This window comes from Klebsiella sp. JN_Kp127 (assembly GCF_040062505.1).
In the GTDB taxonomy this organism is placed as follows: domain Bacteria; phylum Pseudomonadota; class Gammaproteobacteria; order Enterobacterales; family Enterobacteriaceae; genus Klebsiella; species Klebsiella quasipneumoniae.
In genome coordinates this window covers 51,459-78,153 of record NZ_JBEAHS010000037.1, presented here as the reverse complement: position 1 = coordinate 78,153, position 26,695 = coordinate 51,459, and the positions used below count along the sequence as shown (strand labels likewise).

Annotated in this window: 25 protein-coding genes; 10 read left to right on the top strand and 15 right to left on the bottom strand. The window is 57.3% G+C overall.

Annotated elements, in window-relative coordinates:
* Window positions 1–47: 47 nt before the first annotated feature.
* From ABLV04_RS13930 to ABLV04_RS13915, 4 genes are all read left to right on the top strand, one after another.
* Window positions 48–332 (top strand): hypothetical protein, encoded by a 285-nt coding sequence (locus ABLV04_RS13930; RefSeq protein ID WP_136070768.1) that lies wholly within the window; start codon window positions 48–50, stop codon window positions 330–332.
* Window positions 302–940, top strand: coding sequence for a stringent starvation protein SspA (sspA, locus tag ABLV04_RS13925; RefSeq protein ID WP_002918467.1), 639 nt, complete (start codon window positions 302–304; stop codon window positions 938–940). The genes ABLV04_RS13930 and sspA overlap by 31 nt, the downstream gene beginning before the upstream one ends.
* Window positions 941–943: 3 nt before the next feature.
* Window positions 944–1,438, top strand: a complete 495-nt coding sequence (gene sspB, locus ABLV04_RS13920) for a ClpXP protease specificity-enhancing factor (protein WP_002918465.1) — start codon at window positions 944–946, stop codon at window positions 1,436–1,438.
* 125 nt (window positions 1,439–1,563) lie between these two features.
* Entirely contained in the window at window positions 1,564–2,268 is a 705-nt protein-coding gene (locus ABLV04_RS13915; RefSeq protein ID WP_072420652.1) for an N-acetylmannosamine-6-phosphate 2-epimerase, read from the top strand.
* 55 nt (window positions 2,269–2,323) lie between these two features.
* On the opposite strand, the gene gltD is transcribed toward ABLV04_RS13915, so the two are convergent.
* On the bottom strand, window positions 2,324–3,742 hold the full coding sequence (gene gltD / locus ABLV04_RS13910) for a glutamate synthase subunit GltD (protein WP_032454181.1): 1,419 nt from the start codon (window positions 3,740–3,742) through the stop codon (window positions 2,324–2,326).
* Window positions 3,743–3,751: 9 nt separating this feature from the next.
* Window positions 3,752–8,212 carry a glutamate synthase large subunit gene (gltB, locus tag ABLV04_RS13905; RefSeq protein WP_044524842.1) on the bottom strand — a complete coding sequence of 1,487 codons (4,461 nt, stop codon included), beginning with the start codon at window positions 8,210–8,212 and terminating at the stop codon, window positions 3,752–3,754.
* A gap of 673 nt (window positions 8,213–8,885) precedes the next feature.
* Between gltB and ABLV04_RS13900 the strand changes: the two genes are divergently transcribed.
* Window positions 8,886–9,821, top strand: a complete 936-nt coding sequence (locus ABLV04_RS13900) for a TIGR01212 family radical SAM protein (protein WP_023291137.1) — start codon at window positions 8,886–8,888, stop codon at window positions 9,819–9,821.
* Window positions 9,822–9,873: 52 nt separating this feature from the next.
* On the opposite strand, the gene ABLV04_RS13895 is transcribed toward ABLV04_RS13900, so the two are convergent.
* Together ABLV04_RS13895 and ABLV04_RS13890 are read right to left on the bottom strand one after the other, a co-directional pair.
* Complete coding sequence (locus tag ABLV04_RS13895; protein ID WP_023291136.1) at window positions 9,874–11,157, bottom strand: MFS transporter; 1,284 nt, start codon at window positions 11,155–11,157, stop codon at window positions 9,874–9,876.
* Between the two features lie 76 nt (window positions 11,158–11,233).
* On the bottom strand, window positions 11,234–12,250 hold the full coding sequence (locus ABLV04_RS13890; RefSeq protein WP_255988878.1) for a Zn-dependent oxidoreductase: 1,017 nt from the start codon (window positions 12,248–12,250) through the stop codon (window positions 11,234–11,236).
* Between the two features lie 297 nt (window positions 12,251–12,547).
* On the opposite strand from ABLV04_RS13890, the gene uxuA reads away from it, so the two are divergent.
* The 4 genes from uxuA to mtgA all read left to right on the top strand — a co-directional run bounded on the left by uxuA (window position 12,548) and on the right by mtgA (window position 17,709).
* A complete protein-coding gene (gene uxuA / locus ABLV04_RS13885) occupies window positions 12,548–13,612 on the top strand; it encodes a mannonate dehydratase (RefSeq protein ID WP_025999212.1) in 1,065 nt (354 codons plus the stop codon).
* A gap of 148 nt (window positions 13,613–13,760) precedes the next feature.
* Window positions 13,761–16,100 (top strand): aerobic respiration two-component sensor histidine kinase ArcB, encoded by a 2,340-nt coding sequence (gene arcB, locus ABLV04_RS13880; protein ID WP_032454177.1) that lies wholly within the window; start codon window positions 13,761–13,763, stop codon window positions 16,098–16,100.
* A 233-nt stretch (window positions 16,101–16,333) separates the two neighbouring features.
* Window positions 16,334–16,987: an isoprenoid biosynthesis glyoxalase ElbB gene (gene elbB / locus ABLV04_RS13875; RefSeq protein WP_023291132.1), complete on the top strand. Its 654-nt coding sequence runs from the start codon at window positions 16,334–16,336 to the stop codon at window positions 16,985–16,987.
* A complete protein-coding gene (gene mtgA / locus ABLV04_RS13870; protein WP_023291131.1) occupies window positions 16,984–17,709 on the top strand; it encodes a monofunctional biosynthetic peptidoglycan transglycosylase in 726 nt (241 codons plus the stop codon). Before elbB ends, mtgA begins: the two co-directional genes overlap by 4 nt.
* A gap of 63 nt (window positions 17,710–17,772) precedes the next feature.
* Here mtgA and npr read toward each other — a convergent pair whose 3' ends face one another.
* The 11 genes from npr to ABLV04_RS13815 all read right to left on the bottom strand — a co-directional run bounded on the left by npr (window position 17,773) and on the right by ABLV04_RS13815 (window position 25,669).
* Window positions 17,773–18,045: a PTS phosphocarrier protein NPr gene (gene npr / locus ABLV04_RS13865; RefSeq protein ID WP_002918431.1), complete on the bottom strand. Its 273-nt coding sequence runs from the start codon at window positions 18,043–18,045 to the stop codon at window positions 17,773–17,775.
* Window positions 18,042–18,896 (bottom strand): RNase adapter RapZ, encoded by an 855-nt coding sequence (gene rapZ / locus ABLV04_RS13860; protein ID WP_004206208.1) that lies wholly within the window; start codon window positions 18,894–18,896, stop codon window positions 18,042–18,044. The genes npr and rapZ overlap by 4 nt, the downstream gene beginning before the upstream one ends.
* A gap of 45 nt (window positions 18,897–18,941) precedes the next feature.
* Window positions 18,942–19,430: a PTS IIA-like nitrogen regulatory protein PtsN gene (ptsN, locus tag ABLV04_RS13855; protein ID WP_004144926.1), complete on the bottom strand. Its 489-nt coding sequence runs from the start codon at window positions 19,428–19,430 to the stop codon at window positions 18,942–18,944.
* A 70-nt stretch (window positions 19,431–19,500) separates the two neighbouring features.
* A complete protein-coding gene (hpf, locus tag ABLV04_RS13850) occupies window positions 19,501–19,788 on the bottom strand; it encodes a ribosome hibernation promoting factor (RefSeq protein ID WP_004206206.1) in 288 nt (95 codons plus the stop codon).
* A 22-nt stretch (window positions 19,789–19,810) separates the two neighbouring features.
* Entirely contained in the window at window positions 19,811–21,244 is a 1,434-nt protein-coding gene (gene rpoN, locus ABLV04_RS13845) for an RNA polymerase factor sigma-54 (RefSeq protein WP_004206204.1), read from the bottom strand.
* 47 nt (window positions 21,245–21,291) lie between these two features.
* Window positions 21,292–22,017 carry an LPS export ABC transporter ATP-binding protein gene (gene lptB / locus ABLV04_RS13840; RefSeq protein WP_004206203.1) on the bottom strand — a complete coding sequence of 242 codons (726 nt, stop codon included), beginning with the start codon at window positions 22,015–22,017 and terminating at the stop codon, window positions 21,292–21,294.
* 6 nt (window positions 22,018–22,023) lie between these two features.
* Window positions 22,024–22,569: a lipopolysaccharide ABC transporter substrate-binding protein LptA gene (gene lptA / locus ABLV04_RS13835; RefSeq protein ID WP_002918415.1), complete on the bottom strand. Its 546-nt coding sequence runs from the start codon at window positions 22,567–22,569 to the stop codon at window positions 22,024–22,026.
* Entirely contained in the window at window positions 22,538–23,113 is a 576-nt protein-coding gene (gene lptC, locus ABLV04_RS13830) for an LPS export ABC transporter periplasmic protein LptC (protein ID WP_002918413.1), read from the bottom strand. The genes lptA and lptC overlap by 32 nt, the downstream gene beginning before the upstream one ends.
* The gene (gene kdsC / locus ABLV04_RS13825; protein ID WP_048298440.1) at window positions 23,110–23,676 is read right to left on the bottom strand and encodes a 3-deoxy-manno-octulosonate-8-phosphatase KdsC; all 567 of its coding nucleotides are present in this window, start codon (window positions 23,674–23,676) and stop codon (window positions 23,110–23,112) included. The genes lptC and kdsC overlap by 4 nt, the downstream gene beginning before the upstream one ends.
* 14 nt (window positions 23,677–23,690) lie before the next feature.
* Window positions 23,691–24,677 (bottom strand): arabinose-5-phosphate isomerase KdsD, encoded by a 987-nt coding sequence (kdsD, locus tag ABLV04_RS13820; RefSeq protein ID WP_023291128.1) that lies wholly within the window; start codon window positions 24,675–24,677, stop codon window positions 23,691–23,693.
* 14 nt (window positions 24,678–24,691) lie between these two features.
* Window positions 24,692–25,669: a calcium/sodium antiporter gene (locus ABLV04_RS13815; protein ID WP_044524837.1), complete on the bottom strand. Its 978-nt coding sequence runs from the start codon at window positions 25,667–25,669 to the stop codon at window positions 24,692–24,694.
* 209 nt (window positions 25,670–25,878) lie between these two features.
* Between ABLV04_RS13815 and mlaF the strand changes: the two genes are divergently transcribed.
* Window positions 25,879–26,691 (top strand): phospholipid ABC transporter ATP-binding protein MlaF, encoded by an 813-nt coding sequence (mlaF, locus tag ABLV04_RS13810; protein ID WP_004206196.1) that lies wholly within the window; start codon window positions 25,879–25,881, stop codon window positions 26,689–26,691.
* Window positions 26,692–26,695: the final 4 nt, after the last annotated feature.

Genomic DNA, 26,695 nt, shown 5'->3' with positions numbered 1-26,695 from the left:
CTCACGCAGAACAATTTGCGAAAAAACCCGCTCCGGCGGGTTTTTTTATGGATAAAACGGCTGTTATCCACAAGCTTACCGCCGGTTCTTGCCACTTTTTCAGCATTTCCAGAATCCCCTCACCACAACGTCTTCAAAATCTGGTAAACTATCATCCAATTTTCTGCCCAAATGCTGGTGATTGTTCATTTTTTGTTTTATTCGTGAACGAAGGTGACATCGCGCTACTGGGGTTTTTACATCTGGCCGGCCATGAGTGGCTGGCAGCAGTACAAAATTCTGAATATACCTGGAGGTTTTCATGGCTGTCGCTGCCAACAAACGTTCGGTAATGACGCTGTTTTCTGGTCCTACTGACATCTATAGCCATCAGGTCCGCATTGTGCTGGCCGAGAAGGGTGTCAGTTTTGAGATAGAGCACGTGGAGAAGGACAACCCGCCTCAGGATCTGATTGACCTCAACCCGAATCAAAGCGTACCGACGCTGGTGGATCGTGAGCTCACTCTGTGGGAATCCCGCATCATTATGGAATACCTGGATGAGCGTTTCCCGCACCCGCCGTTAATGCCGGTTTATCCGGTGGCGCGTGGCGAAAGCCGTCTGTATATGCAACGTATCGAGAAGGACTGGTATTCGCTGATGAACACCATCCAGAGCGGTACCGCAGCGCAAGCTGATGCTGCGCGTAAGCAACTGCGTGAAGAACTGCTGGCCATCGCGCCGGTGTTCACCCAGAAACCTTACTTCCTGAGCGATGAGTTCAGCCTGGTGGATTGCTACCTGGCGCCGCTGCTGTGGCGTCTGCCGGTTCTCGGTGTGGAGCTGGTTGGCGCAGGCGCGAAAGAGCTCAAAGGCTATATGACTCGCGTATTTGAGCGTGATTCCTTCCTCGCCTCTTTAACTGAAGCCGAGCGTGAAATGCGCCTCGGTCGGGGCTAAATAATGGATGTATCACAGCTGACGCCGCGTCGCCCGTATCTGCTGCGGGCGTTTTATGACTGGCTGCTGGATAACCAGCTGACGCCGCATCTGGTGGTGGATGTCACGCTGCCGGGCGTGCTCGTGCCGATGGAGTATGCGCGCGACGGGCAAATCGTTCTCAATATTGCCCCGCGTGCGGTAGGTAATCTTGAGCTGGCGAACGACGAAGTGCGCTTCAACGCTCGCTTTGGCGGCGTGCCGCGCAACGTATCTGTCCCGCTGGCTGCGGTACTCGCCATCTATGCCCGTGAGAACGGCGCCGGCACGATGTTTGAACCGGAAGCGGCCTATGACGAAGACGTCAGCAGCCTCAACGATGATGACGTCGCGCCTGAGAGTGAAAGCGAAACGGTGATGTCGGTGATTGATGGCGATAAGCCCGATAATCACGACGACGATCCTGACGACACGCCGCCGCCGCGCGGCGGTCGCCCGGCGCTGCGCGTGGTGAAGTAACTCCCTTCTCTGACAGGCCCTGCGGGGCCTGTTTTTTTTGTCTGTCCGCTTTGTTAACTCTGCCACAAACGAGGCGCCCCATGGCTGGTACTGTCATCGCCACAGGTAGCTTTCAGGGAGCCGACATGTCTTTACTCGCACAACTGGACCAGCGTATCCGTCACCATGGCGGATTAATTGTCTCCTGCCAGCCGGTGCCGGGCAGCCCGCTGGATAACCCCGCCATCGTCGCGGCGATGGGGCTGGCGGCGGAGCAGGCGGGGGCGGTGGCGCTGCGCATAGAAGGTCTGGCCAACCTGCAGGCCGTTCGTCCGTTAGTGACGGTGCCTGTTATCGCGCTGATTAAGCGCGATCTGCATGATAGCCCGGTGCGTATTACGCCGTGGCTTGAGGATGTGAATGCCCTGGCGCAGGCAGGGGCCGATATCATTGCGGTTGACGGCACGCGGCGTCAGCGTCCGGCCTCTGTCGCATCGTTGTTGGCGGCAATTCACCGCCAGGGGAAAAATGCGATGGCAGATTGTTCCTCTCTCGACGATGCCCTTGAATGCTGGCAATTGGGCTTCGATATGGTTGGCACCACCCTCTCAGGCTATACCGCAGAGGAGACACCGGTCGAGCCGGATCTGGCGCTGGTGAAAAGCCTGAGCGCCGCGGGCTGCAGAGTGGTCGCTGAGGGACGCTACAATACGCCTGCGCAGGCGGCTGAGGCAATGCGCTGCGGCGCGTGGGCGGTGACCGTCGGCTCGGCGATCACCCGCTTAGAACATATCTGCGGCTGGTATAATACGGCGCTGAAAGCGGCGGTTTGCCCGGCGAATGGGCAATAAAAAAGCCCGATGTCGTTAACCATCGGGCTTTTATGCGCTGAGACTCCGGGCCTAATCAGACTTCAAGGTAGTTGAGGATCCCGTCAGCCGCTTTACGTCCTTCCGCAATCGCGGTGACCACCAGGTCGGAACCGCGAACGATATCGCCGCCGGCGAAGATTTTCGGGTTGCTGGTCTGGAAGGCGTTCTCGCTGCCTTCCGGCGCAATGATGCGGCCCTGGGAGTCCAGCTCGACGCTGTGCTTCGCCAGCCACTCCATGCTGTGGGGACGGAAGCCAAACGCCATGACGACGGCGTCTGCCGGCACCACGTGCTCAGAGCCGGCGACGATCTCCGCGCGACGGCGGCCTTTCGCATCCGGCTGGCCCATCTCGGTGCGCGCCATCTTCACGCCGCACACTTTGCCGTTGGCATTCACTTCCACGCCCAGCGGCTGGACGTTGAACTGGAACTCAACGCCTTCCTCACGCGCGTTTTTCACTTCGCGTTTTGAACCCGGCATGTTCTCTTCGTCACGACGATAGGCGCAGATCACGTGCGCCGCATTCTGACGGACGGAGGTACGTACGCAGTCCATCGCGGTATCGCCACCGCCGAGAACGACCACGCGTTTGCCTTCCATGCTGACGTAGGGCTCATCGGCGGTTTCGCCAAAGCCCATGATCTGCTTGGTGTTGGCGATCAGGAACGGCAGCGCGTCGTAGACGCCCGGGGCGTCTTCATTGTCCAGCCCGCCGCGCATCGACTGATAGGTGCCGACGCCGAGGAACACGGCATCGTACTCTTTCAGCAGGTCGTCGAGCTGCACGTCGCGGCCCACTTCGGTATTGAGTTTGAACTCAATGCCCATGCCGGTGAAGATCTCCCGGCGGCGGGTCATCACCTCTTTTTCCAGCTTGAACGCCGGGATACCGAAGGTCAGCAGGCCGCCGATTTCCGGATGGCGGTCAAACACCACCGCCTTGACGCCGTTGCGGGTCAACACGTCGGCACAGGCGAGGCCCGCCGGGCCAGCACCGATAATAGCGACGGTTTTACCGGTCGGTTTCACGCCGGAGAGATCCGGACGCCAGCCCATCTCGAATGCCTTATCATTGATATAGCGTTCGATGTTGCCGATGGTCACCGCGCCGAACTCATCGTTCAGCGTACAGGAGCCTTCACACAGGCGGTCCTGCGGGCAGACGCGCCCGCAGACTTCCGGCAGGGTGTTGGTCTGGTGCGACAGCTCAGCCGCCTCAAAAATACGCCCCTCGTTGGCCAGCTTCAGCCAGTTCGGGATGTAGTTATGCACCGGGCACTTCCACTCGCAGTACGGGTTGCCGCAGGAGAGGCAGCGATCCGCCTGCGCCTTGGCCTGGCCTTCTGAAAACGGCTCGTAAATTTCCACAAATTCAATTTTACGGATCTTCAGCGGTTTCTTTGGCGGATCAACGCGCTGCAGGTCGATAAATTGATAAACGTTCTGACTCATCTTAACCCCTTACTGCGCCTGCACCCGCAGCTCAGCTGCGGAACGACTACGGTGACCCAACAGTGCTTTAACATCGCTGGACTTCGGTTTAACCAGCGCAAACTTCGCGGAGAAGGCCGGCCAGTTGGCGAGGATCTCTTCGCCGCGTTGCGAACCGGTAAGCTGCACGTGCTCGGTGATTAAACCGCGCAGGTGCTCTTCATGGATGGCCAGAGAGTCAACGTCCAGCACTTCCACCAGCTCCGGGTTCACGCGTTTACGGAAGTCGCCATCTTCATCCAGGACATAGGCAAAGCCGCCGGTCATCCCTGCGCCAAAGTTGACGCCGGTTTTACCGAGCACGCAGACGATACCGCCGGTCATGTATTCACAGCCGTTGTCGCCGATGCCTTCCACCACGGTGATGGCGCCGGAGTTACGCACCGCGAAACGCTCACCTGCGCGGCCTGCGGCGTACAGACGACCACCGGTCGCGCCGTACAGGCAGGTGTTGCCGATAATGCTGGCTTCGTGGCTGCGGAAAGCGGAGCCCACCGGCGGACGAATGGCCAGCAGACCGCCCGCCATGCCTTTGCCGACATAGTCGTTGGCGTCGCCCGTCAGATGCAGTTCCACGCCGCCGGCGTTCCACACGCCGAAGCTCTGGCCCGCGGTGCCGCTAAAGTGAGCGACGATCGGGTCGCCCGCCAGTCCCTGGTCGCCATGGGTCTGGGCAATATACCCGGACAGCGAGGCCCCCACAGAGCGGTCGGTATTGCGGATATCGAACCAGAACGTTTTGCTCTGCTTTTCATCCACGTACGGTTTCGCCTGCTGCAGCAGCTGGGCGTTGAGCACGCCGTTATCGAACGGCGGGTTATTTTCGGTGCAGTACAGCGCTTTGCCAGGATGCGGCTCTGCGGTCTCCAGCAGTTTACCCAGATCCAGTTTCTGCTGCTTGGCGGTGAACCCATCCAGCTCTTTGAGCAGATCGGTGCGGCCAATCAGATCCACCAGGCGCTTGACGCCCAGCTGGGCCATCAGCTCGCGGGTTTCACGGGCGATAAATTCAAAGTAGTTGGTCACTTTGAACGGCAGACCGTGATAGTGGTTCTTACGCAGTTTGTCATCCTGGGTCGCCACGCCGGTCGCGCAGTTGTTCAGGTGGCAAATACGCAGGTATTTACAGCCCAGCGCCACCATCGGGCCGGTACCGAAACCGAAGCTTTCCGCGCCGAGGATCGCCGCTTTGATGATATCGAGGCCGGTTTTCAGGCCGCCATCCACCTGCAGACGGATCTTATGACGCAGGCCATTAGCGACCAGCGCCTGCTGGGTTTCCACCAGACCAAGCTCCCACGGACAGCCGGCATATTTCACGGAAGAGAGCGGGCTCGCCCCGGTGCCGCCGTCGTAGCCGGCGATGGTGATCAGGTCGGCATAAGCTTTGGCTACGCCGGTGGCGATGGTGCCCACGCCCGGTTCAGAAACCAGTTTGACCGAAATCATCGCTTTCGGGTTGACCTGCTTGAGGTCGAAAATCAGCTGCGCCAAATCCTCGATAGAGTAGATATCGTGGTGCGGCGGCGGGGAGATCAGCGTCACGCCCGGTACCGAATAGCGCAGTTTGGCGATGTACGGAGTGACTTTATCACCCGGCAGCTGGCCGCCTTCACCCGGCTTCGCGCCCTGGGCGACTTTGATCTGGATAACGTCGGCATTGACCAGATAGGCTGGGGTGACGCCGAAGCGGCCGGACGCCACCTGCTTGATGCGCGACACTTTATTGGTGCCGTAGCGCGCCGGGTCTTCACCGCCTTCACCGGAGTTAGAGAAGCCGCCGATACTGTTCATCGCTTCCGCCAGCGATTCGTGCGCTTCCGGACTCAGGGCGCCGATCGACATCGCTGCGGTATCGAAGCGTTTGAACAGCTCCTTCGCCGGCTCCACGTCGTCGATGCTGATGGCGTCTTCGCCCGGATTGAGCGCCAGCAGATCGCGCAGCGTGGCCGCCGGACGTTCGTTAACCAGCTTCGCGTATTGTTGATAATCGCTGTACTCGCCGCTCTGCACAGCCTGCTGCAGGGTACGCACCACGTCCGGGTTGTAGGCGTGATATTCGCCGCCGTGAACGTACTTCAGCAGACCGCCCTGAGCCAGCGGCTTGCGCGCCAGCCAGGCGCGTTTCGACAGATTCAGCAGGTCCTGCTGGAAATCGTCGAAGCCGGCGCCGCCGATGCGACTGACCACGCCCTGGAAGCAGAGATCGGAGACATCGCGATGCAGACCGACCGCTTCGAACAGCTTCGAGCAGCGGTAGGAGGCGATGGTCGAGATCCCCATCTTGGACATGATCTTATACAGACCTTTATTGATACCGTTGCGATAGTTCAGCATCACCGCACGGTACGGTTTATCGATAGCTTTGCTGTCGACCAGCTTCGCCAGCGTTTCATAGGCGAGGTACGGATAGATAGCTGTCGCGCCGAAGCCCAGCAGTACGGCGAAGTGATGCGGATCGCGGGCGCTGGCGGTTTCAACGATGATGTTGGCATCGCAGCGCAGACTTTTATCGACCAGACGGGTCTGGATCGCGCCAACGGCCATCGGCGCCGGCACCGGCAGGCGGTCTTTGGCGATGTTGCGGTCAGAAAGAACCAGCAGCACGGTACCATCGCGTACCATTTGCTCCGCTTTGTCGCACAGGGCCTTCACCGTCTCGCTGAGGGAAGCCTCTGCCGGGTTGAAGGTGATGTCGAGGACGTCGGCACGATAGTGCTCTTCTTCCATCGTCGTCAGCTGTTTGAAATCGGAGTACAGCAGGATCGGCGATTTGAAGCTCAGACGATGCGCCTGGCCTTCCGCTTCGCAGAAGACGTTCATTTCGCGACCGATGCTGGTGGCCAGCGACATGACGTGCGCTTCACGCAGCGGATCGATAGGCGGGTTCGTCACCTGGGCGAACTGCTGACGGAAATAATCGTAGATAATGCGCGGCTGGCTGGAAAGGACGGCGAAAGGCGTGTCATCGCCCATTGAGCCGACCGCTTCCTGGCCATTTTCGCCGAGCACGCGCAGCACCGAGTCCAGCTCTTCCGCGCTGTAGTTAAACTGTTTCTGGTAGCTGGCCAGCAGATCGTCGTCCAGCTGGCGGCTGCCAACCTCTTCGTCCGGCAGATCTTCAAATGGCACCAGGCGACGAACGTTTTTCTCCATCCACTCTTTATACGGATGGCGGCTCTTCAGATCGTCATCGGTTTCCGCTGAGTGCAGAATGCGTCCGGCACGGGTATCGATAACCATCAGCTCACCCGGACCCACGCGGCCTTTCTCAACCACTTCGTCCGGCTGGTAGTCCCAGATGCCGACTTCAGAGGCGCAGGTGATGAGCTTATCTTTGGTAATGACGTAGCGCGCCGGGCGCAGGCCATTACGGTCGAGGTTACAGGCCGCGTAGCGACCATCGGACATGACGATACCCGCCGGGCCGTCCCATGGCTCCATATGCATGGAGTTAAAGTCGAAGAACGAACGCAGCTCCGGATCCATATCCGGGTTGTTCTGCCAGGCTGGCGGCACCAGCAGACGCATGGCGCGCACGATGTCCATCCCGCCGGCCAGCAGCAGCTCCAGCATGTTGTCCATTGAACTGGAGTCGGAGCCGGTTTCGTTAACGAACGGCGCGGCGTCGTGCAGGTCCGGGATCAGCGGGGTCTGGAATTTATAGGTACGGGCGCGAGCCCACTGGCGGTTGCCGGTGATGGTGTTGATTTCACCGTTGTGCGCCAGGTAGCGGAACGGCTGCGCCAGCGGCCAGCGTGGTACGGTGTTGGTGGAGAAGCGCTGGTGGAACAGGCAGATAGCCGACTCCAGGCGCAGGTCCGCGAGGTCCAGGTAGAAGCGCGGCAAATCCGCCGGCATACACAGACCTTTATAGATGTTGACCAGGTTGGACAAGCTACAAACGTAGAAATCTTTGTCTTCCTGCAGGCGTTTTTCAATGCGACGACGCGCAATAAACAGACGACGCTCCATATCGCGCGGGCGCCAGCCAGCCGGGGCGTTAACAAAGATTTGCTCAATACGGGGCAGCGAGGAGAGGGCGATTTCACCGAGCACGCCTTCGTTGGTCGGCACATCGCGCCAGCCAACAATCGACAGGGTCTCAAGCTGAAGTTCTTCTTCAACGATGCGGCGTGCCGCTTTCGCCAGTTCAGGATCTTTATTCAGGAACAGCATCCCAACGGCGTAGTTTTTGGCTAAACGCCAGCCGCGCTCTTCGGCAACGATGCGGAAGAAACGATCGGGTTTTTGCAGCAGCAGACCGCAACCGTCGCCGGTTTTACCATCGGCAAGGATTGCGCCACGGTGCTGCATGCGGGCCAGTGCGTGTATCGCGGTTCGCACTACCTTGTGGCTAGGTTCGCCTTCTATGTGGGCGATCAGGCCGAAACCACAGTTATCCCTCTCAAGGGATTTGTCGTACAACATATCAGTGAACCTCCCCAGGCTCTACGGACCCCCTCCGATACCGATTGCGCACAGGCACAGAAAGAGCATGGCGACGGGGTTTGCACCTCGCATTCGCCCTCTTTAAATCCTTTTTGCATCGGTACACAAGTTTGAGGACTTGCTGTTAAGAGGGAATCTCAATTACTGCATAAATATGATGAGCAGAGTGCTCATCCAGAAAGCTTCCAGCGGATTCCCAACTTATCGGGAATCCACACTTACGTCAAATGGCAATCTTATTAATACAAAAATGTGCTATACAGGTGTTAACTTTATGTTTTTAAAATAAATAATGCCATTTTTTATGCTTTGGATACGTCCGCAGAGGGTAAGACTAGTGTGATCTGTCTCACTGTGCGCGCGGCTTTGCATTACCGATCTGCGCTGAAATATATTTCATTATTAGCATATTCGACTGCTATAAATTTATGTGGTGGATATTAATACTGTTTTTTACCATAAAGTAGATTAGGGCCGCGCGATGATGAAATATAAGGAAAACTCATTACCCTGTGGGTGAATGAAATTGCAGTAATCATGATTGTTTATGCAATGAGGCGGGGCGCCGCGCTGACGATTGATCCAGGTCATCGCCGTCGGTGACGAAAAGTGGCAGGCTTGGCCCCCTTTGTTGAGGCCGGTCTATCAGATTATGCAGTTACAGAAATTAGTCAATATGTTTGGTGGGGATCTTCTGCGCCGCTATGGCGAAAAGGTCCATAAGCTAACGCTGCACGGCGGTTTTAGCTGCCCGAACCGCGACGGTACGCTGGGCCGTGGCGGCTGCACTTTCTGTAACGTGGCCTCGTTTGCGGATGAAGCCCAGCAGCATCGATCCATTGCCGAACAGCTCGCCCATCAGGCGCAGCTCGTTAACCGGGCAAAGCGCTATCTGGCCTATTTTCAGGCCTATACCAGCACCTTTGCTGAAGTGCAGGTGCTCCGCTCGATGTATCGCCAGGCCGTCAGCGAGGCGAATATCGTTGGCCTCTGCGTCGGCACCCGCCCGGACTGCGTGCCGGAGGCGGTTCTCGACCTGCTCAGTGAATACCACCAGCAGGGGTATGAGGTATGGCTGGAGCTGGGGCTGCAGACCGCGCATGATAAGACCCTGCACCGCATTAACCGCGGGCATGATTTCGCCTGTTACCAGCGTACCGCGCGTCTGGCGCGTGAGCGCGGACTGAAGGTTTGCGCGCATCTCATTGTCGGCCTGCCCGGGGAGACCCAGGAGCACGGCCTCGAGACGCTGGAGCGGGTCGTGACCACCGGCGTGGATGGCATCAAGCTGCACCCGCTGCATATCGTTAAAGGCAGCATTATGGCAAAAGCATGGCAGGCCGGTCGTCTCGATGGCATCGAACTGGAGGCGTATACCGTCACCGCCGGGGAGATGATCCGCCACACCCCGCCGGAGGTGATCTACCATCGCATATCGGCCAGCGCCCGTCGGCCCACGCTGCTCGCGCCGCTGTGGTGCGAAAATCGCTGGACCGGAATGGTTGAACTGGATCGCTATCTGAATGAGCAAGGCGCTCAGGGTTCGGCGCTGGGCCGCAGCTGGGTCGCGCCCCAGGCGGTGAAATAGTCTCAGAGGATGCCCGGCGTGATGACTGCGCCGGGCATGGTATTGCTGTCGACTATGCCTGACTGGCTTTCATTGTCACGCGTGGCGTTTTGATCACGAACAGTACCAGCAGGGCGCCGAGCGCGGCGATAGTGCCGGCGAGGACAAAGGCGCTGTCGAATTTACCGGTAGACTGCACGATATAGCCGGTGACAATCGGCCCCACGATGCCGGAGACGCTGCCGATAAGGTGGATAAAGCCGCTGGTGCCGCCGACGCGGGATTTATGCACCACGTCCTGGATAATCGCCCAGTAGATCGCGCCGGTGACATAGAGGAAAAAGATGGAGACCGACATCAGCAGAACGGCAGGAACGACGCTGCTGACGGTACCGGCAAGCCCCACACAGATGGCGGCCATCAGCAGACATACCACCAGCACAATTTTGCGCGACAGCAGCAGGCGTCCGGTGAGTTTAAAAATTTTATCGGAAATATACCCTCCCAGCGCCAGGCCGACAAAGCCGACTATCCATGGGATCATGGTGGTGAGGCTCATTTGTTTAATATCCAGATGGTGCTGCTGAACCAGATAGGACGGGAACCAACTGAGGAAGAAAAACAAAATATAGTTGTAGCAGAAGAATGCAAAGGCCGTTACCAGAATAATAGGCTGCTTGAGATAATAACCCAGTGAGTGAGCGGTTTGATTTTCTACGGTTTCCAGGGCGTCCTCCTCTTGCTTCATTTTATTAATGAGCATGAGCTCTTCCTGACTGACATGCTTATGTTTGTCAGGCGAGTTGGCGGCAATAAAAAACCACACGACCATCCATACAATACCGATGGCGAAAATAATCATAAACGCCGGGCGCCAGCCGAATGCGAGAGCCAGATAACCGACGATGGGGCCAGCAACCGCGCCGCCCAGCGGAGAGCCGGCGCTGAGCAGCCCTACGGCGGTAGCCGCTTGCTTCTTAGGAAACCAGCCGTTGATCATCTTGTTCGCCGACGCGCAAATCGGGCCTTCAGCCATCCCGAAGAGGACGCGCAGCATCAGCATGGAATAAAAGCCGGTGGCAAAGGCGGTTAAGCCGCAAAATAGCGACCACATCCCCACCGCCAGCCCCAGGACCAGCGTTGCGCCAAACTTATCCACGGCCAGACCGCCAATAAAATTAAATACCGCGTAGCCGAAGAAAAAACTGCCGAAAATAATACCAAACTGTTCGGCGTTTAGCGCCAGATCCTTTTCAATCATCGGTACCGTAATGGATAACGCCACCCGGTCCAGATAATTAATCATATATACTAAAAATAATAACAGGACGATAATCCAGCGGATATTTTTTCCCATGATGACACCGTGATGAGTATGTTATTGAGCTCTGGCGCGACGGATATCAATATTCACGTCGCCCGTTATTTAGCATTTACCCCAGCTGCAGCAATACCTTGCAGCAGGTTTTCCGATCGTTGGCAAAAATCTCCATAGCCTCTTTTACCTGCTCCAGCGGCATGCAGTGGGTGATTAACGCCTCAGGCTGGATAAGGCCTTTCTCCATCCAGTCGATGACCAGCGGAAAACGTCCGCTGTTCAGCCGGGAGGAGAAAATGGAGATCTCTTTACTGGTGATGCTTTGCTGGGTGAGGGTGGACGCCTCGCCGGAGAAGCCGAGTATGCCGATGCGTGCGGCGGGAGAGGCGAGGAGAATGGCCTCCTGAAGGATCGCCGGGTGGCAGGCGGCATCGATGACCAGCGTGGGGGCTATCTGCCGCTGCGCCAGCTGTTCCGCCAGCGGCTGGTGAGTGTTATCCAACGTCAGATCGGCGCCATTGTCCCGCGCCATCTGCAGACGTTCGGCAATGCGGTCCACGACGATCACATGCTTAACGCCATACACCCCCTTCAGCGCCTGGATCACCGTCAGACCCATCGGACCTGCGCCGTAGATCAGGGCGATATCCTGCGCCGTGGGCTGCAGCTGGGCGGTAATGTTTGCCGCAATGGTAAAAGGCTCAACCATCGTCGCCTGACGATCGCTGATGGCTTCCGGAATGCGCCAGGCGTTTTTCGCCGGCACGCAGGCGTAGTCGCTGAATCCGCCGTCGCGGTGAACCCCGATGACCTGGAGCTGCGCACAGACATTCGGCCGCCCCACCGAGCAGGGATAACACTGGCCGCAGCTGACGACAGGGTCGACTGCGACGCGCTCGCCGATGCGTGCCGGAGAGACCTGTTCGCCGACGGCATCGATGATGCCGAAGAATTCATGGCCGATCACGCGGGGATATTTCGCGAAGGGGTTGTGGCCCTGATAGATATGCACATCGGAACCGCAGATCCCGGCAAAGGCGATTTTCACCCGGACTTCGTGGGCGCCCGGAGCGGGAACCGGACGTGATTCGATGTTCAGTTGGCCTGGCTCTTTGACAACGACGCTTCTCATTTCTGTTCCTTCCCTTGTCTGTTTTCTGAACAAATATCGTGACTTTTATTACCATACAAGTATGCAATTGATCATAACTAGCTCTGGATCACATTTGGCGAAGGTTGTCAGAAAAAGCCCGGCAATGATTAATCTATTGAAATAAATTGAGAAAAATTATGAATGTAGCGAAAGCGACCTCACCGGCGAGCCGGTCAGCAGGAATGTGATCGCCATCACGACAGTTAAGGCTCAATCAATTATGATTACTGGTATGGTAGTAGGGTGAAATTAAACTATGTTGAGCAGGTGATGACGATGCAGATGACAATGCGCTGGTTTGGACCAGAGGAAGATAAGGTTTCATTAGAGCATATACGCCAGGTCCCCGGCGTGGAGGGGGTGGTCGGCGCGCTCTATGACGTCGCGGTGGGCGAGGTATGGCCGGAGGATAAAATTGAGCGTCTGGTCAGCCAGGCCCATGCCGCAGGCCTGAAAATGGAGGTGATAGAGAGCGTCAACATCCATGACGACATCAAAATCGGCCTCCCTTCTCGTGACCGCTATATTGCCAACTATCAGCAGACCATTCGCCACCTTGCCCGCTTCGGCGTCAAAGTCATCTGCTATAACTTCATGCCGGTGTTCGACTGGATGAAGACGGATATGAACTACGTCCTGCCGGATGGCTCGTTGACGATGGCTTTTGAGAAGAAAGATATCGATAAGCGGCTGGAAGACGTGGTGAAGGAGGTGCTTGAGAATTCAAACGGCTTCGCGTTGCCGGGCTGGGAGCCGGAACGGCTGGCGGAAGTGCAGACCCTGTTTGCCAAATATAGCGCGGTGGATGACCATAAGCTGCGGGAGAACCTGGTCTATTTTCTGCAGGCGGTGATCCCGGTTTGCGAAGAGGTGGGCGTGAAAATGGCGATCCACCCTGACGATCCGCCGTACTCGATATTTGGCCTGCCGCGGGTGGTCAAAAACCGCGACGATCTGGACTGGATCTGCCGGGCTGTCGATTCACCCGCCAACGGTATCACCCTCTGCACCGGCTCGATTGCCGAAGATCCGGATAACGACGTATACGCTATTCTGGCTGAGTTTACCCGCCGCAAGCGGATCCATTTTGCCCACGTCCGCAATATTAAACTGATGCAGGATAAAGACTTTTATGAGTGCGCCCATCCGTCAGAATACGGCTCCCTGGATATGTACAAGGTGATGCAAGCGTTGCACGACAACGGCTTCGACGGCTATATACGTCCGGATCATGGCCGCTTTATCTGGGGAGAGACCGGACGCCCGGGCTATGGTTTATACGATCGCGCACTCGGGGTGACCTACCTCAAAGGTCTCTGGGAGGCGCTAAGCAAGCGCTAACCCCTTCCTGACCATGCCTCTTTTTCGCGGCTGGTTCGCCTCGGCGGCCAGCCGTCATATCGGCTCCTTCCCGCATTTTTTGCACAACTTACAGCGCATTGCTCAGAATTGAGTATTATTGTGCGGAGTTGTCGTGAAGGAATCCCCTATGAAGCAAATTCGTATGCTGGCGCAGTATTATGTCGACCTGATGATGAAGCTGGGTCTGGTCCGCTTTTCAATGCTGTTGGCACTTGCGCTGGTGGTGCTGGCCATCGTGGTACAGATGGCGGTCACCATGGTGCTGCATGGCCAGGTTGAAAGCATCGACGTTATCCGCTCTATCTTCTTCGGTCTACTGATCACCCCGTGGGCGGTCTATTTTCTCTCGGTGGTGGTGGAGCAGCTTGAAGAGTCCCGCCAGCGTCTTTCGCGGCTGGTGGAGAAACTGGAGGAGATGCGTGAGCGCGATCTGAAGCTGAACGTGCAGCTGAAAGACAATATCGCGCAGTTGAATCAGGAGATTGGCGAACGTGAAAAGGCGGAAGCCGAGCGTGAGACCACCCTCGAGCAGCTGAAGATCGAGATGAAAGAGCGTGAAGAGACGCAGATCCAGCTCGAACAGCAATCCTCCTTTCTGCGCTCTTTCCTCGATGCCTCCCCGGACCTGGTCTTCTACCGCAATGAGGATAAAGAGTTTTCCGGCTGTAACCGGGCGATGGAGCTGCTGACCGGCAAAAGCGAGAAACAGCTGATCCACCTCAAACCGCAGGATGTCTATAGCGAAGAGGCGGCGGAAAAGGTGCTGGAAACCGATGAGAAGGTGTTCCGCCACAATGTATCGCTGACCTATGAGCAGTGGCTGGACTATCCCGATGGCCGTAAAGCGTGCTTCGAAATCCGCAAGGTCCCGTACTACGATCGCGTCGGTAAGCGTCGTGGTCTGATGGGCTTCGGACGCGATATCACCGAACGAAAACGCTATCAGGACGCCCTCGAACGCGCCAGCCGGGATAAAACCACCTTCATCTCCACCATCAGCCATGAGCTGCGTACCCCGCTGAACGGGATTGTCGGGCTGAGCCGAATTTTGCTGGATACCGAACTGACCAGCGAGCAGGAGAAATACCTGAAAACCATCCATGTCTCAGCGGTGACGCTGGGGAATATCTTCAATGATATTATCGACATGGATAAAATGGAGCGCCGTAAGGTGCAGCTCGATAACCAGCCGGTGGACTTCACCAGCTTCCTTGCCGACCTGGAAAACCTTTCCGGTCTGCAGGCGCAGCAGAAGGGACTGCGCTTTGTGCTGGAGCCGAGCCTGCCGCTGCCGCACAAGGTGATCACCGATGGCACCCGCCTGCGGCAGATCCTGTGGAATCTTATCAGCAACGCCGTGAAGTTTACCCCACAGGGCGGAGGGGTGAACGTCCGCGTGCGCTATGACGAAGGCGATATCCTGCACTTCGAAGTGGAAGACTCCGGGATTGGTATTCCTGAAGCGGAGCAGGACAAAATATTCGCCATGTATTACCAGGTCAAAGACAGCCACGGCGGCAAACCCGCCACCGGCACCGGGATTGGCCTCGCCGTATCGCGTCGCCTGGCGCGCAATATGGGCGGCGATATCAGCGTCACCAGCCAGCCGGGTAAAGGGGCGACCTTTACGCTCACCGTCCATGCGCCTGCCATTGCGGAAGAAGTGGAAGATACGCTGGCGGAAGACGACATGCCATTACCGGCGCTCAACGTGCTGCTGGTGGAAGATATTGAGCTCAACGTCATTGTGGCGCGCTCGGTGCTGGAAAAGCTGGGCAACAGCGTGGATGTCGCGATGACCGGCAAAGCCGCACTGGAGATGTTTGAGCCTGGCGAGTACGACCTGGTGCTGCTGGATATCCAGCTGCCGGATATGACGGGACTGGATATTTCTCGTCAGCTAAAACAGAATTTTGCCGCGGATGAGCTGCCGCCGCTGGTGGCCCTGACCGCCAACGTGCTGAAGAATAAGAAAGAGTATCTGGATGCCGGCATGGACGATGTGCTGAGCAAGCCGCTATCGGTGCCGGCGCTGACGGCCATGATTAAAAAATTCTGGGATGCGCCGGAAGAGGAGGCGCAGGAAGCGCCGGCGGCCGATCGGCATAAAGCCGATGCGGTGCTGGATACCGATATGCTTGAGCAATATATCGAACTGGTGGGACCGAAGCTTATCAACGATGGCCTCGCGGTGTTTGAGAAGATGATGCCGGGCTATATGTCCGTCCTTGAGTCTAATCTCACCGCCCGGGATCAAAAAGGGATCGTTGAAGAGGGGCATAAGATCAAAGGGGCTGCGGGCTCTATTGGCCTGCGCCACATCCAGCAGCTGGGTCAGCAGATCCAGACGCCGGACCTGCCTGCCTGGTCTGATAATGTCGCTGAATGGGTTGAAGAGATGAAATCCGAGTGGCAAAACGACGTGGCGGTTCTGAAGGCGTGGGTGGCGAAGGCCGGGAAAAAATGACCCCGGACAGACCGGGGTGCGCGAATACTGCGCCAACACCAGGGAACTGGTGGTTGAGCCAGTGTGATTTGAGTGATGTTGTTACGTGGCGCAACCTGAGAAGTGGATTGCTCGCTCATTAAGATAGCAAAGCTTAACTAATTTGTTACATGAATCAGTAAAATATGTGAAGCATAGCGAGTAAATCGACATTTTTGACTGGTTTCAGCGAGTTGCATGGAGGAGCGAAGGCGATGAAAAAAATTGGTGTGGTACTGAGCGGCTGCGGCGTGTACGACGGCAGTGAAATTCATGAGGCAGTGATTACCCTGCTGGCGATCGCGCGCAACGGCGCGCAGGCGGTCTGCTTTGCGCCCGATAAACCGCAGCGCGACGTCATCAACCATCTGACGGGCGAACCGTTGACCGAGCAACGCAACGTGCTGGTTGAAGCGGCGCGCATCGCCCGCGGCGACATCCTGCCGCTGGCGCAGGCGCGTGAGGAGACGCTGGACGCGCTGATCGTCCCCGGCGGCTTCGGCGCGGCGAAAAACTTAAGCAGCTTCGCCGCCGAGGGCAGCGAATGCGAGGTGGACCGCGACCTGCGGGCCCTGACGCTGGCGATGCATCAGGCCGGCAAGCCGCTGGGCTTTATGTGCATCGCTCCGGCGCTGCTGCCGAAGATCTTTGCGTTTCCGCTGCGGATGACTATCGGGACCGATCTCGACACCGCCGATGTGGTGGAGGAGATGGGGGCGGAGCATGTGCCTTGCCCGGTCGACGACATCGTGGTGGATGAAGAGAACAAAGTGGTTACCACTCCGGCGTATATGCTGGCGGAGAATATTGCGCAAGCCGCTACCGGGATCGAAAAACTGGTCGCCCGCGTGCTGGCGCTGAGCGCATGAAGCTCCGCATTGCGCCCTTCGCGCTGCTTAAACGACTGGCGCTGCGTCTGCTGCTGATCGCCGCCGTCTTCTGGGGCGGGGGGATCGCGCTGTTTAGCGTGCTGCCGGTGCCCTTTTCGGCGGTCATGCTTGAGCGGCAGGTTAGCGCCTGGCTGTCCGGAGATGTCCACTATCTGGCGCACTCCGACTGGGTCGCCATGGATAACATCTCCCCGTGGATGGGGCTGGCGGTGATTGCCGCCGAAGATCAGAAGTTCCCGGAACATTGGGGGTTTGACGTCCCGGCGATAGAAAAGGCGCTGGCGCACAATGAGCGTCACGATACCCGCATTCGCGGCGCATCAACGCTGTCGCAGCAGACGGCGAAAAACCTGTTTCTGTGGGATGGACGTAGCTGGCTGCGCAAGGGGCTGGAGGCCGGGTTGACCGTCGGCATGGAAACCGTGTGGAGTAAAAAGCGGATCCTGACCGTCTACCTGAATATTGCCGAGTTTGGCGATGGGATTTTTGGCGTGGAAGCGGCCGCCCAGCGCTATTTTCATAAGCCCGCCAGCCAGTTGACGCCGGGGGAAGCGGCTCTGCTGGCCGCGGTGCTGCCAAACCCGATCCGCTATCGCGCCGACGCGCCTTCGGGCTATGTGCGCAACCGCCAGGCCTGGATCTTACGTCAGATGCGACAGCTGGGTGGGGAAGGGTTCATGCGTGAGCATAAGCTCTATTAGCGGGTTAATCCGGCGCCGGGGCTGGTACAGTCGCCAGTCGTCCGTCGCCGGGAAGCATCACGTTTAATCTTCGTCAAACCCGGCATTAAACAGGGCAATCACCGCGGCGAGGGCTTCCACTTCCTGCGGACCGCTGGCCTCCACCTCTATCTGCCGTCCTTTCGCCGAGTCCAGCATCAGCAGGGCAATGACGCTGTTGGCTTCCGCCTCCGTGCCTTCATCATTGCGCAGCAACACCTCGGCATCGAAATTCTGCATTAGTTCGAACAGCTTCATCGCCGGGCGGGCGTGCATGCCCAGCTTATTGGTGATTTCAACGGTCTGCTTTACGGTCATGATTTACGTTTTTCCAGCGTCCGATGACGAGACTGTACGTTTTTGCCGCGCGAGCGGAAGTAGTCAGCCAGTTGTTCAGCAATATAAACCGAACGATGTTTACCGCCGGTACAGCCAATGGCCACCGTCAGATAGCTGCGATTATTGGTCTCCAGCATCGGTAACCATAGCTCAAGATAGCTCCGGGTCTGGTAAATAAAGTTGTGCACTTCGGTGTGCCGATCGAGGAAGGCGGCCACCGGCTTATCCAGACCGGTCATAGGACGCAGCTTCGGATCCCAGTGCGGGTTTGGCAGAAAGCGCACGTCAAAGACGTAATCGGCATCGATCGGGATACCGTGCTTAAAGCCGAAGGATTCGAAGACCATGGTCAGTTCGCGTTCACGTTTACCCAGCAGCCGGGTGCGCAACATTTCCGCCAGCTCGTGAACCGACATCTCCGAGGTATCGACAATCAGGTCGGCCCGCGAGCGCAGGGGCTCCAGCAGATCGCTCTCTTCGTCGATGGCGCTTTCCAGCGACAAATTCTTGCTCGACAGCGGATGCAGGCGACGGGTGTCGCTGTATCGACGGATCAGCGTGTTGCGATCGGCATCGAGAAACAGCAGCTGCGGCGAAAAGCACTCCGGCAGGTTTTTCATGGCCTGCTCGAAGATCTCCGGTGATTCCGGCATGTTCCGCACGTCGATGCTGACGGCCGCCGAAATATTGCGGTCAGCCAGCGACCGTGCCAGATCGGGCAGCAGCACGACCGGCAGGTTATCCACGCAGTAAAAGCCCATATCTTCCAGCGCTCGCAGAGCGACGGATTTACCCGAGCCCGAGCGGCCGCTGACGATCATCAGTACCATGTACCGTTTCTCCTCAGTACGATAAAGGATAAGGTGCGACTGCCGTTATGCGTCATCGCTGCTTCCTGCTTCGGTGATGATCTCATACAACTCTTCATCGCTCTGCGCCGCGCGCAGGCGACGACAAATCGCTTTGTCGGCCAGTCGTTTGGCCACCAGGGAGAGCGTATGCAGGTGGGTTTTTGTCTGATCGGCCGGTACCAGCAGCGCGAACAGCAGGTCGACAGGCTGATTGTCGATCGCGTCGAAGGCGATGGGGGTTTCCAGCTGGACAAAAACGCCGACAGCACGCAGCGTATCCTCTTCCAGTTTTCCGTGGGGAATGGCGATACCATTGCCAATCCCGGTACTGCCCATTTTTTCGCGGGTAAGGATCGCTTCGAACACCACCTGCGGCGGCAAACTTAACTGTTTGGCGGCCAGTTCGCTAATGATTTCCAGAGCACGCTTCTTGCTCTGGCAGTGAACCTGGCTACGGGTACATTCCTGGTTCAGGACGTTGCTCAGTTGTAGAGCCGAATCGTTGTTCATCATAATTTCACCTGAGCGCCCCCGCGCCCGTCGCCGATGTTAACTGACGGCGGACGCAGGGGGGCCCGGACAATTAGTGTTGTTTTAGTTTATCTTTATGCTTCGTTAACTGCCTTGCCAGCTTGTCGATAAGACCATCGACAGCCGCATACATATCCTGCCCTTCCGCACTGGCATGGATTTCGCCACCGTTGACATGCAGATTCGCGTCCGCAATTTGCGTCACTTTCTCTACTTTTAACACAATATAGACCTGATTGATCCGGTCGAAAAATTGTTCCAGCTTGCTGAACTTCGCCGTGACGAAGTCGCGCATCGCGGGAGTGATCTCGACGTTGTGTCCTGTAATGTTGAGCTGCATAGTGTCTTCCTTATCGGTTGTGTCAGACCAGTTGTTTACGCTGGTTTGACGGCGGGATGGATAAAGACTCTCTGTACTTCGCGACAGTGCGGCGCGCGACCATGATACCCTGCTCGGACAACATGGAGGTGAGCTTACTGTCGCTCAACGGCTTCGCGGGGTTTTCCGCGGCGATGAGTTTCTTCACCAGCGCGCGAATCGCCGTCGACGAGGCTTCGCCACCGCCTTCGGTATTAACATGGCTGGAGAAGAAATACTTCAGTTCAAAAATACCGCGCGGACTGTGCAGATATTTTTGCGTGGTGACACGGGAAATTGTCGATTCATGCATCTCGACGGCCTGGGCGATATCGGCCAGCACCATCGGCTTCATATACTCTTCACCCTGTTCGAAAAAAGCCTGCTGCTGTTCTACGATGCAGCGGCTGACGCGAAGCAGGGTATCGTTGCGGCTTTCAAGACTTTTGATCAGCCAGCGGGCTTCCTGAAGATTGCTGCGAATGAACTGGCCGTCGGCGTCATTGCGGGCGCTGTTGCCCATTGCCGCATACTGCTGATTAATTTTCAGCCGTGGAATGCTGTCGGCGTTGAGCTCCACGGTCCAGCGGCCGCTGACCTTGCGCACCAGCACGTCGGGAATGACATATTCCGGTTCGCTGGTTTGAATGGACTGGCCAGGACGGGGATCCAGGGACTGGATCAGATTTACCGCCTCTTTCAGCACCTCTTCTTTCAGGCGGGTCACCCGCATCAGGGTGCGGAAATCATGGTTGGCCAGAAGATCGAGATGATCGCTGATAATCAGCCGGGCCTCTTCCAGCCATGGCGTCTCTTTGGCGAACTGCGAGAGCTGGATCAGCAGGCAGTCGCGCAGATCTTTCGCCGCGACGCCAACCGGATCGAAACGCTGGATGCGCTTCAGGACGGCTTCCACTTCTTCGAGGCCGATCTCCTCATCGCCGATGCTGTCGACGATATCTTCAATCTGAACGGTGAGGTAGCCCGTATCGTCGACGGCGTCGACAATGGAGGTGGCGATGGCGCGGTCGGTATCGGTGAAGGGCGTCAGCTCGACCTGCCACATCAGGTAATCCTGCAGCGTCTGGGTGGTCTCGCCTTGATAAACGGGGAGTTCGTCGTCCTGATAGTCCACGCCGTTGCCTGACGGCGTACCGGCGGTATAGATTTCATCCCAGCTGGCATCGAGAGGAAGCTCGTCGGGCATCTCTTTTTGCTCAAGCGCGTCGACGGTATCGAGAGACTCGCGGTCCTCCACCTCTTTCGCCTCTACCTCGTCGTGAAGATCGGTTTGCTCAAGCAACGGGTTACTTTCCAGCGCTTGCTGGAGCTCTTGCTGGAGTTCTAACGTGGACAACTGCAGCAAACGAATCGCCTGCTGCAGCTGCGGCGTCATGGCAAGCTGTTGGCTAAGCCTTAATTGCAAACCTTGCTTCATGTTCAGGGTAAATATCTCCGGCTAAAACGTCTGTAACCTCTACCCTATCAGAGTCTGAAGTCTTCCCCAAGATACACGCGCTTAACCTGCTCATCTTCGAGGATCTGCTGCGGTGTACCATGAGCGATAAGGTGTCCCTGACTGACAATATACGCGCGTTCGCAGACGGCGAGCGTCTCTCTGACGTTATGATCGGTAATCAGTACGCCGAGGCCGCTGTCGCGCAAATGCTCAATGATGCGTTTGATATCGATAACCGAGATCGGATCCACGCCGGCAAAGGGTTCATCCAGAAGAATAAATTTCGGGTTTGCCGCCAGCGCGCGAGCGATTTCGACGCGGCGGCGTTCGCCACCGGAGAGCGCCTGACCGAGGCTGTCGCGCAGGTGCTCAATATGAAACTCTTCCATCAGCTCTTTGGCGCGATCTTCCCGCTGTTCGCTGCTCAAATCGTCACGGATCTGCAGAACCGCCATCAGGTTGTCATAGACGCTCAGGCGACGGAAAATCGAGGCTTCCTGCGGCAGATAGCCGATCCCCCGGCGCGCGCGCGCGTGCAGCGGCAGCAGGCTGATGTCTTCGTCATCAATGATGATATTGCCCGCGTCGCGCGGCACAATCCCGACCACCATGTAGAAGGTGGTGGTTTTACCGGCGCCGTTGGGGCCGAGCAAGCCGACAATCTCCCCCGAGTTAACGGTGAGACTGACATCTTCCACCACGCGGCGGCCTTTATACGCTTTAGCGAGATTCTTCGCAGTTAAGGTTGCCATAACGGATTAGTTACTCTTCTTTTGCTGGTTGCCGCTTTTGTCCTGCAGCTCGGACGGCACCAGAACGGTGGTGACGCGTCGACCTTTGTCGCTGAAGGCCTGCATTTTTTGCTCTTTCACCAGATAGGTGATCTTGTCGCCCTTGATGTTGCTGTCGAGCTGTTCAAGGTACGCGTTGCCGGTCAGCACGACGTAATCGTTCTGCAGCTCATAGCGCATTTTCGACGCCCGGCCTTTTACCGGTTTGCCGTTATCCTGCATCTGGTAGAAGGTGGCCGGGTTACCGAAACCTTCGATCACCTCTTTGCCTTTTTCATTGCCCGGACGGGTGACTACCACTTTATCAGCGTTAATCTTGATCGTCCCCTGAGTCACGACCACGTTACCGGTGAAGGTGACGACGTTGCCCTGCATATCCAGCGACTGCTGATCGGATTCGATATGGATCGGCTGATCGGTATCGCCCGTCTTGGCGAGGGCCGGCAGGCTGGCGGCCAGTAACGCGCCGGCGAGCGCAATCTTAAGGCTGAGTTTGTTTGTTCTGAATTTCATAAGAGGTTCTCACCTTTTCAATCAGCTCGGCATTTTTGCTGCGAAGGTTTCCACGCATTTTCAGGCCGCTGGAATTAAATGTGGTGCCGTATAACGTCACCATGTCATCGGAGGTAACGTCCTGCGTTACCAGATTTATCTGGGCGTTATCCGTCGTAATTTTGCGCAGTTGAGAGTCTGGCGCGAGCGCATTCACCTCAACGTGCCCGTAAAGATAGAGCATCCGGTCATTTGTCAGCTTCGCTTTATCAGCCCTGACTGACCAGGTCGGCACCTTATTGGTATCAAAGGTGGTCATCACCGGTTTGGTAAACCAGGAGACCTCCTGATCGGAAAAATACTCCACGTGCTCGGCGATCAGCCGATAGCTCAGGGCGCCTTCCGGACTGTACACCACGGTGTCAGTGTGTTCGCTTTTATACGTCGGGTCGTTGGGATTGACCTCCGGCTGGGCCGTGTCGTCCGTATTCGCCAGATTCAGGCCGATGAGGATCAGCGCAAGCAGCGACAGTAAAATGATAACCCAACGTCTGGTTTTACTCATATTGATTGCCCTTTGGCCTCATCCAGCTTGCCCTGCGCCAATAGTAACAAATCGCAGACTTCGCGTACCGCGCCGCGTCCGCCATTAATCCGGGTGATGTAATCGGCGCGCGGCAGCAGCAGCGGATGCGCATCCGCGACGGCGACGCTGAGGCCCACTTCGGCCATCACCGGCCAGTCAATCAGATCGTCGCCGATGTAGGCGACTTCCTCTGGCCGCACGCCCAGTTTGTCAGTGAGATCGCGGAACGCCAGCAGCTTGTCCGACTGCCCCTGATACAAATGCGTAATGCCCAGCGTCTGACAGCGATCTTCTACCAGTTTAGCTTTTCGTCCGGTAATAATCGCCACTTCAATGCCAGAGGTCAGCGCGCAGCGGATACCATAGCCATCGCGGACGTTGAACGCTTTCAGCTCCTCGCCGTGATTACCCATATAGATAAGCCCGTCGGATAATACACCGTCGACATCGAGGATCAGTAGACGGATCTTAGCCGCGCGATCGAGAAACATCTGGCTTACCGGCCCATAGCAGGTCGCTAACTGAGCATCAGCATTATTCATTATTTTTTCCTTACTTACACTACGCCCGCGCGCAGGAGATCGTGCATATGTACCACACCCAGCAGATGGTCGCCATCGGCAACCAACACGCAGGTGATATGACGGGATTGCATCAGGTTTAGCGCATCCACCGCGAGGGTGCCGGGACGGATGCGGATCCCTCCCCGGGTCATGACGTCGGCAATGCTGGCATCGCGCATATCGACGCCGGTGTCGAAGACCCGGCGCAGGTCACCATCGGTAAAGATACCGATGATGTTCATGTCGTCATCGCAGATAGCGGTCATACCTAAATTTTTACGAGTGATTTCCAGCAGCGCATCGCGCAGGGTGGCCTGCAGGCCGACGTGCGGGATCTCATCACCGGTATGCATAATATCATTGACGCGCAGCAACAGCTTACGACCGAGTGCGCCGCCCGGATGCGAGAGAGCGAAATCCTCAGCGGTAAAGCCGCGAGCCTCCAGCAGGGCGACGGCGAGGGCATCGCCCATCACCAGCGCGGCGGTGGTGCTGGAGGTGGGGGCCAGCCCTAATGGACAAGCCTCTTTCGGCACTTTCACGCACAGATGAATATCCGCCGCGCGCGCCATGCTGCTTTCAGGCCGGCTGGTGATGCAGATAAGCTTCACCTGCTGGCGTTTCAGGACCGGGATCAGCGCGAGGATTTCGTTCGATTCGCCGGAGTTCGACAGCGCAATCACCACGTCCTGCGGCGTAACCATGCCCAAATCGCCATGCGCGGCTTCGCCAGGGTGGACAAAAAATGCCGACGTGCCGGTACTGGCGAAGGTTGCCGCCATCTTGCGGCCAATATGGCCGGATTTGCCCATCCCCATCACCACGACTTTCCCGCCGCAGCGGAAAATCGTTTCGCAGGCGCGGGTGAAATCTTCATTTATATATTGATCGAGCTGGGCCAGACCTTCACGTTCAATTTCCAGCACCTGACGGCCGGCCTGTTGAAAGTCAAAATCCGTGGGCAAATCTATTTGCGACATGATGTTATCCCGAGTCATTCAACGAAGAGCGGCGCTGTCCAGAACAGCATCGCCAACCAAACCACAAAACCACTGACCAGCAGCGCGCCAACCAGTCGTCCCGGCTGCTGCCTACGGCGCCAGCACAGCACCGCGAAGATCAGGCTGACCAGCAACATCACGCCATAGTCGCGGGTAAAGGCTTCCGCCGCAAAGGCTCCCGGCGCGATCAGCGCCGGCAAACCCAGCACCAGCGCAATATTGAGGATATTCGCGCCGATGATATTGCCGATGGCAATGTCATCTTCCCCTTTGCGCGCCCCGGCGATGGCGGTGGCCAGCTCCGGCAGGCTGGTGCCTATCGCCACTACCGTCAGGCCGACGGTCAGTTCGCTGATGGCAAAATAGTTTGCCAGCACCGTGCTGTTATCCACCACCATGCGGGTGGCCATCGGCATGACGATCATCGCCACCCCTAACCACAGCAGAGCGACCGGCAGCGACCCTTCACGCGGCAGTTCCGCCAGCTGTTCGCGGGTCAGGCTATCGCTTCCCTGGCGTTCCGCCAGACGGGCGATCTTGATGGTGAACAGCAGCCATAGCAGCGCCAGCGCCAGTAAAAACAGGCCGTCGAGACGGGACAGTTGACCATCATAGAGCACCAGCCCCGCCAGCACGCTGACCAGCAACATTAGTGGTAATTCGCGGCGCAGAATATCAGAATGCACGGTAAATGGCCTGAGTAAGGCAGCCAGACCGAGGATCAGGAGAATATTGGTGATATTGGAGCCGAGCGCGGTGCCCACCGCCAGATCGGTCTGCCCATGCAGCGAGGCCGCGGTGGAAACCATGATCTCTGGCAGGCTGGTGCCAATACTCACCACCGTCATACCGATGATCAGCGGCGGGATCCCCAACATGCGACAAAGGATGGAGGCGGCATAGACCAGACGATCGGCGCTGTAGACAACCAGCAATAAACCAATAATTAACAGAGCCGTCGCTAAGAGCATCTAAAGTCCTTTCTTCAGGTATAATCGTCGCCTCGCTGGGTTATCCCTACGCAGCGTAACGAATTCTTAATTTTGACTTTATGCGTGCCAAAAGTAAAACAAATGCCAGCTTTCGCTAACCTGTGCAGGTAAGATTCTGTAAAAATGTTGTGATTGTGGCGTAAGAAAGGGCGATGCTTGCCCATCAGGTGCTTAGTAAGGATGATTTTATGAGCCAAACTCAGGCGAATTTAGTTGAAGTGCGCGGTATCCGCTTTTCTCGCGGCGATCGCGTGATCTTCGACGACATCTCGCTGTCGGTGCCGCGCGGTAAAATTACTGCGATTATGGGACCTTCGGGGATCGGCAAGACTACCCTGTTACGCCTGATCGGCGGACAGATCCCGCCGGACAGGGGAGAGATCCTGTTCGATGGCGAGAACGTGCCGCAGATGACCCGTTCACGTCTGTACACGGTGCGTAAGCGGATGAGCATGCTGTTCCAGTCCGGGGCGCTGTTTACCGACCTGAATGTTTTTGACAACGTCGCCTACCCGCTGCGCGAACATACGCATCTGCCGCCTGCGCTGCTGCATACGACGGTGATGATGAAGCTGGAGGCGGTGGGGCTGCGCGGTGCGGCGAAGTTAATGCCCTCCGAGCTTTCCGGCGGCATGGCGCGCCGCGCCGCCCTGGCGAGGGCCATCGCCCTGGAGCCGGATCTCATTATGTTCGACGAACCGTTCGTCGGGCAGGATCCCATCACCATGGGCGTGCTGGTGAAGCTGATTTCTGAACTCAACAGCACGCTGGGCGTCACCTGCATCGTGGTTTCGCACGATGTGCCAGAGGTGCTGAGCATCGCGGACTATGCGTATATCGTGGCGGATAAAAAGATTGTCGCCCACGGCAGCGCCCAGTCGCTACGGGAGAATGCCGACCCTCGGGTTCGTCAGTTCATTGATGGTATTGCCGACGGTCCGGTGCCGTTCCGTTATCCGGCTGGCGACTATCACCATGATTTATTAGGCATAGGGAGTTGAGCGA

Coding starts and splice junctions, on each gene's coding strand:
- ABLV04_RS13930 (WP_136070768.1), top strand. CDS start 48: ATGGATAAAACGGCTGTTATCCACAAGCTTACCGCCGGTTCTTGCCAC.
- sspA (WP_002918467.1), top strand. CDS start 302: ATGGCTGTCGCTGCCAACAAACGTTCGGTAATGACGCTGTTTTCTGGT.
- sspB (WP_002918465.1), top strand. CDS start 944: ATGGATGTATCACAGCTGACGCCGCGTCGCCCGTATCTGCTGCGGGCG.
- ABLV04_RS13915 (WP_072420652.1), top strand. CDS start 1,564: ATGTCTTTACTCGCACAACTGGACCAGCGTATCCGTCACCATGGCGGA.
- gltD (WP_032454181.1), bottom strand. CDS start 3,742: ATGAGTCAGAACGTTTATCAATTTATCGACCTGCAGCGCGTTGATCCG.
- gltB (WP_044524842.1), bottom strand. CDS start 8,212: ATGTTGTACGACAAATCCCTTGAGAGGGATAACTGTGGTTTCGGCCTG.
- ABLV04_RS13900 (WP_023291137.1), top strand. CDS start 8,886: ATGCAGTTACAGAAATTAGTCAATATGTTTGGTGGGGATCTTCTGCGC.
- ABLV04_RS13895 (WP_023291136.1), bottom strand. CDS start 11,157: ATGGGAAAAAATATCCGCTGGATTATCGTCCTGTTATTATTTTTAGTA.
- ABLV04_RS13890 (WP_255988878.1), bottom strand. CDS start 12,250: ATGAGAAGCGTCGTTGTCAAAGAGCCAGGCCAACTGAACATCGAATCA.
- uxuA (WP_025999212.1), top strand. CDS start 12,548: ATGCAGATGACAATGCGCTGGTTTGGACCAGAGGAAGATAAGGTTTCA.
- arcB (WP_032454177.1), top strand. CDS start 13,761: ATGAAGCAAATTCGTATGCTGGCGCAGTATTATGTCGACCTGATGATG.
- elbB (WP_023291132.1), top strand. CDS start 16,334: ATGAAAAAAATTGGTGTGGTACTGAGCGGCTGCGGCGTGTACGACGGC.
- mtgA (WP_023291131.1), top strand. CDS start 16,984: ATGAAGCTCCGCATTGCGCCCTTCGCGCTGCTTAAACGACTGGCGCTG.
- npr (WP_002918431.1), bottom strand. CDS start 18,045: ATGACCGTAAAGCAGACCGTTGAAATCACCAATAAGCTGGGCATGCAC.
- rapZ (WP_004206208.1), bottom strand. CDS start 18,896: ATGGTACTGATGATCGTCAGCGGCCGCTCGGGCTCGGGTAAATCCGTC.
- ptsN (WP_004144926.1), bottom strand. CDS start 19,430: ATGATGAACAACGATTCGGCTCTACAACTGAGCAACGTCCTGAACCAG.
- hpf (WP_004206206.1), bottom strand. CDS start 19,788: ATGCAGCTCAACATTACAGGACACAACGTCGAGATCACTCCCGCGATG.
- rpoN (WP_004206204.1), bottom strand. CDS start 21,244: ATGAAGCAAGGTTTGCAATTAAGGCTTAGCCAACAGCTTGCCATGACG.
- lptB (WP_004206203.1), bottom strand. CDS start 22,017: ATGGCAACCTTAACTGCGAAGAATCTCGCTAAAGCGTATAAAGGCCGC.
- lptA (WP_002918415.1), bottom strand. CDS start 22,569: ATGAAATTCAGAACAAACAAACTCAGCCTTAAGATTGCGCTCGCCGGC.
- lptC (WP_002918413.1), bottom strand. CDS start 23,113: ATGAGTAAAACCAGACGTTGGGTTATCATTTTACTGTCGCTGCTTGCG.
- kdsC (WP_048298440.1), bottom strand. CDS start 23,676: ATGAATAATGCTGATGCTCAGTTAGCGACCTGCTATGGGCCGGTAAGC.
- kdsD (WP_023291128.1), bottom strand. CDS start 24,677: ATGTCGCAAATAGATTTGCCCACGGATTTTGACTTTCAACAGGCCGGC.
- ABLV04_RS13815 (WP_044524837.1), bottom strand. CDS start 25,669: ATGCTCTTAGCGACGGCTCTGTTAATTATTGGTTTATTGCTGGTTGTC.
- mlaF (WP_004206196.1), top strand. CDS start 25,879: ATGAGCCAAACTCAGGCGAATTTAGTTGAAGTGCGCGGTATCCGCTTT.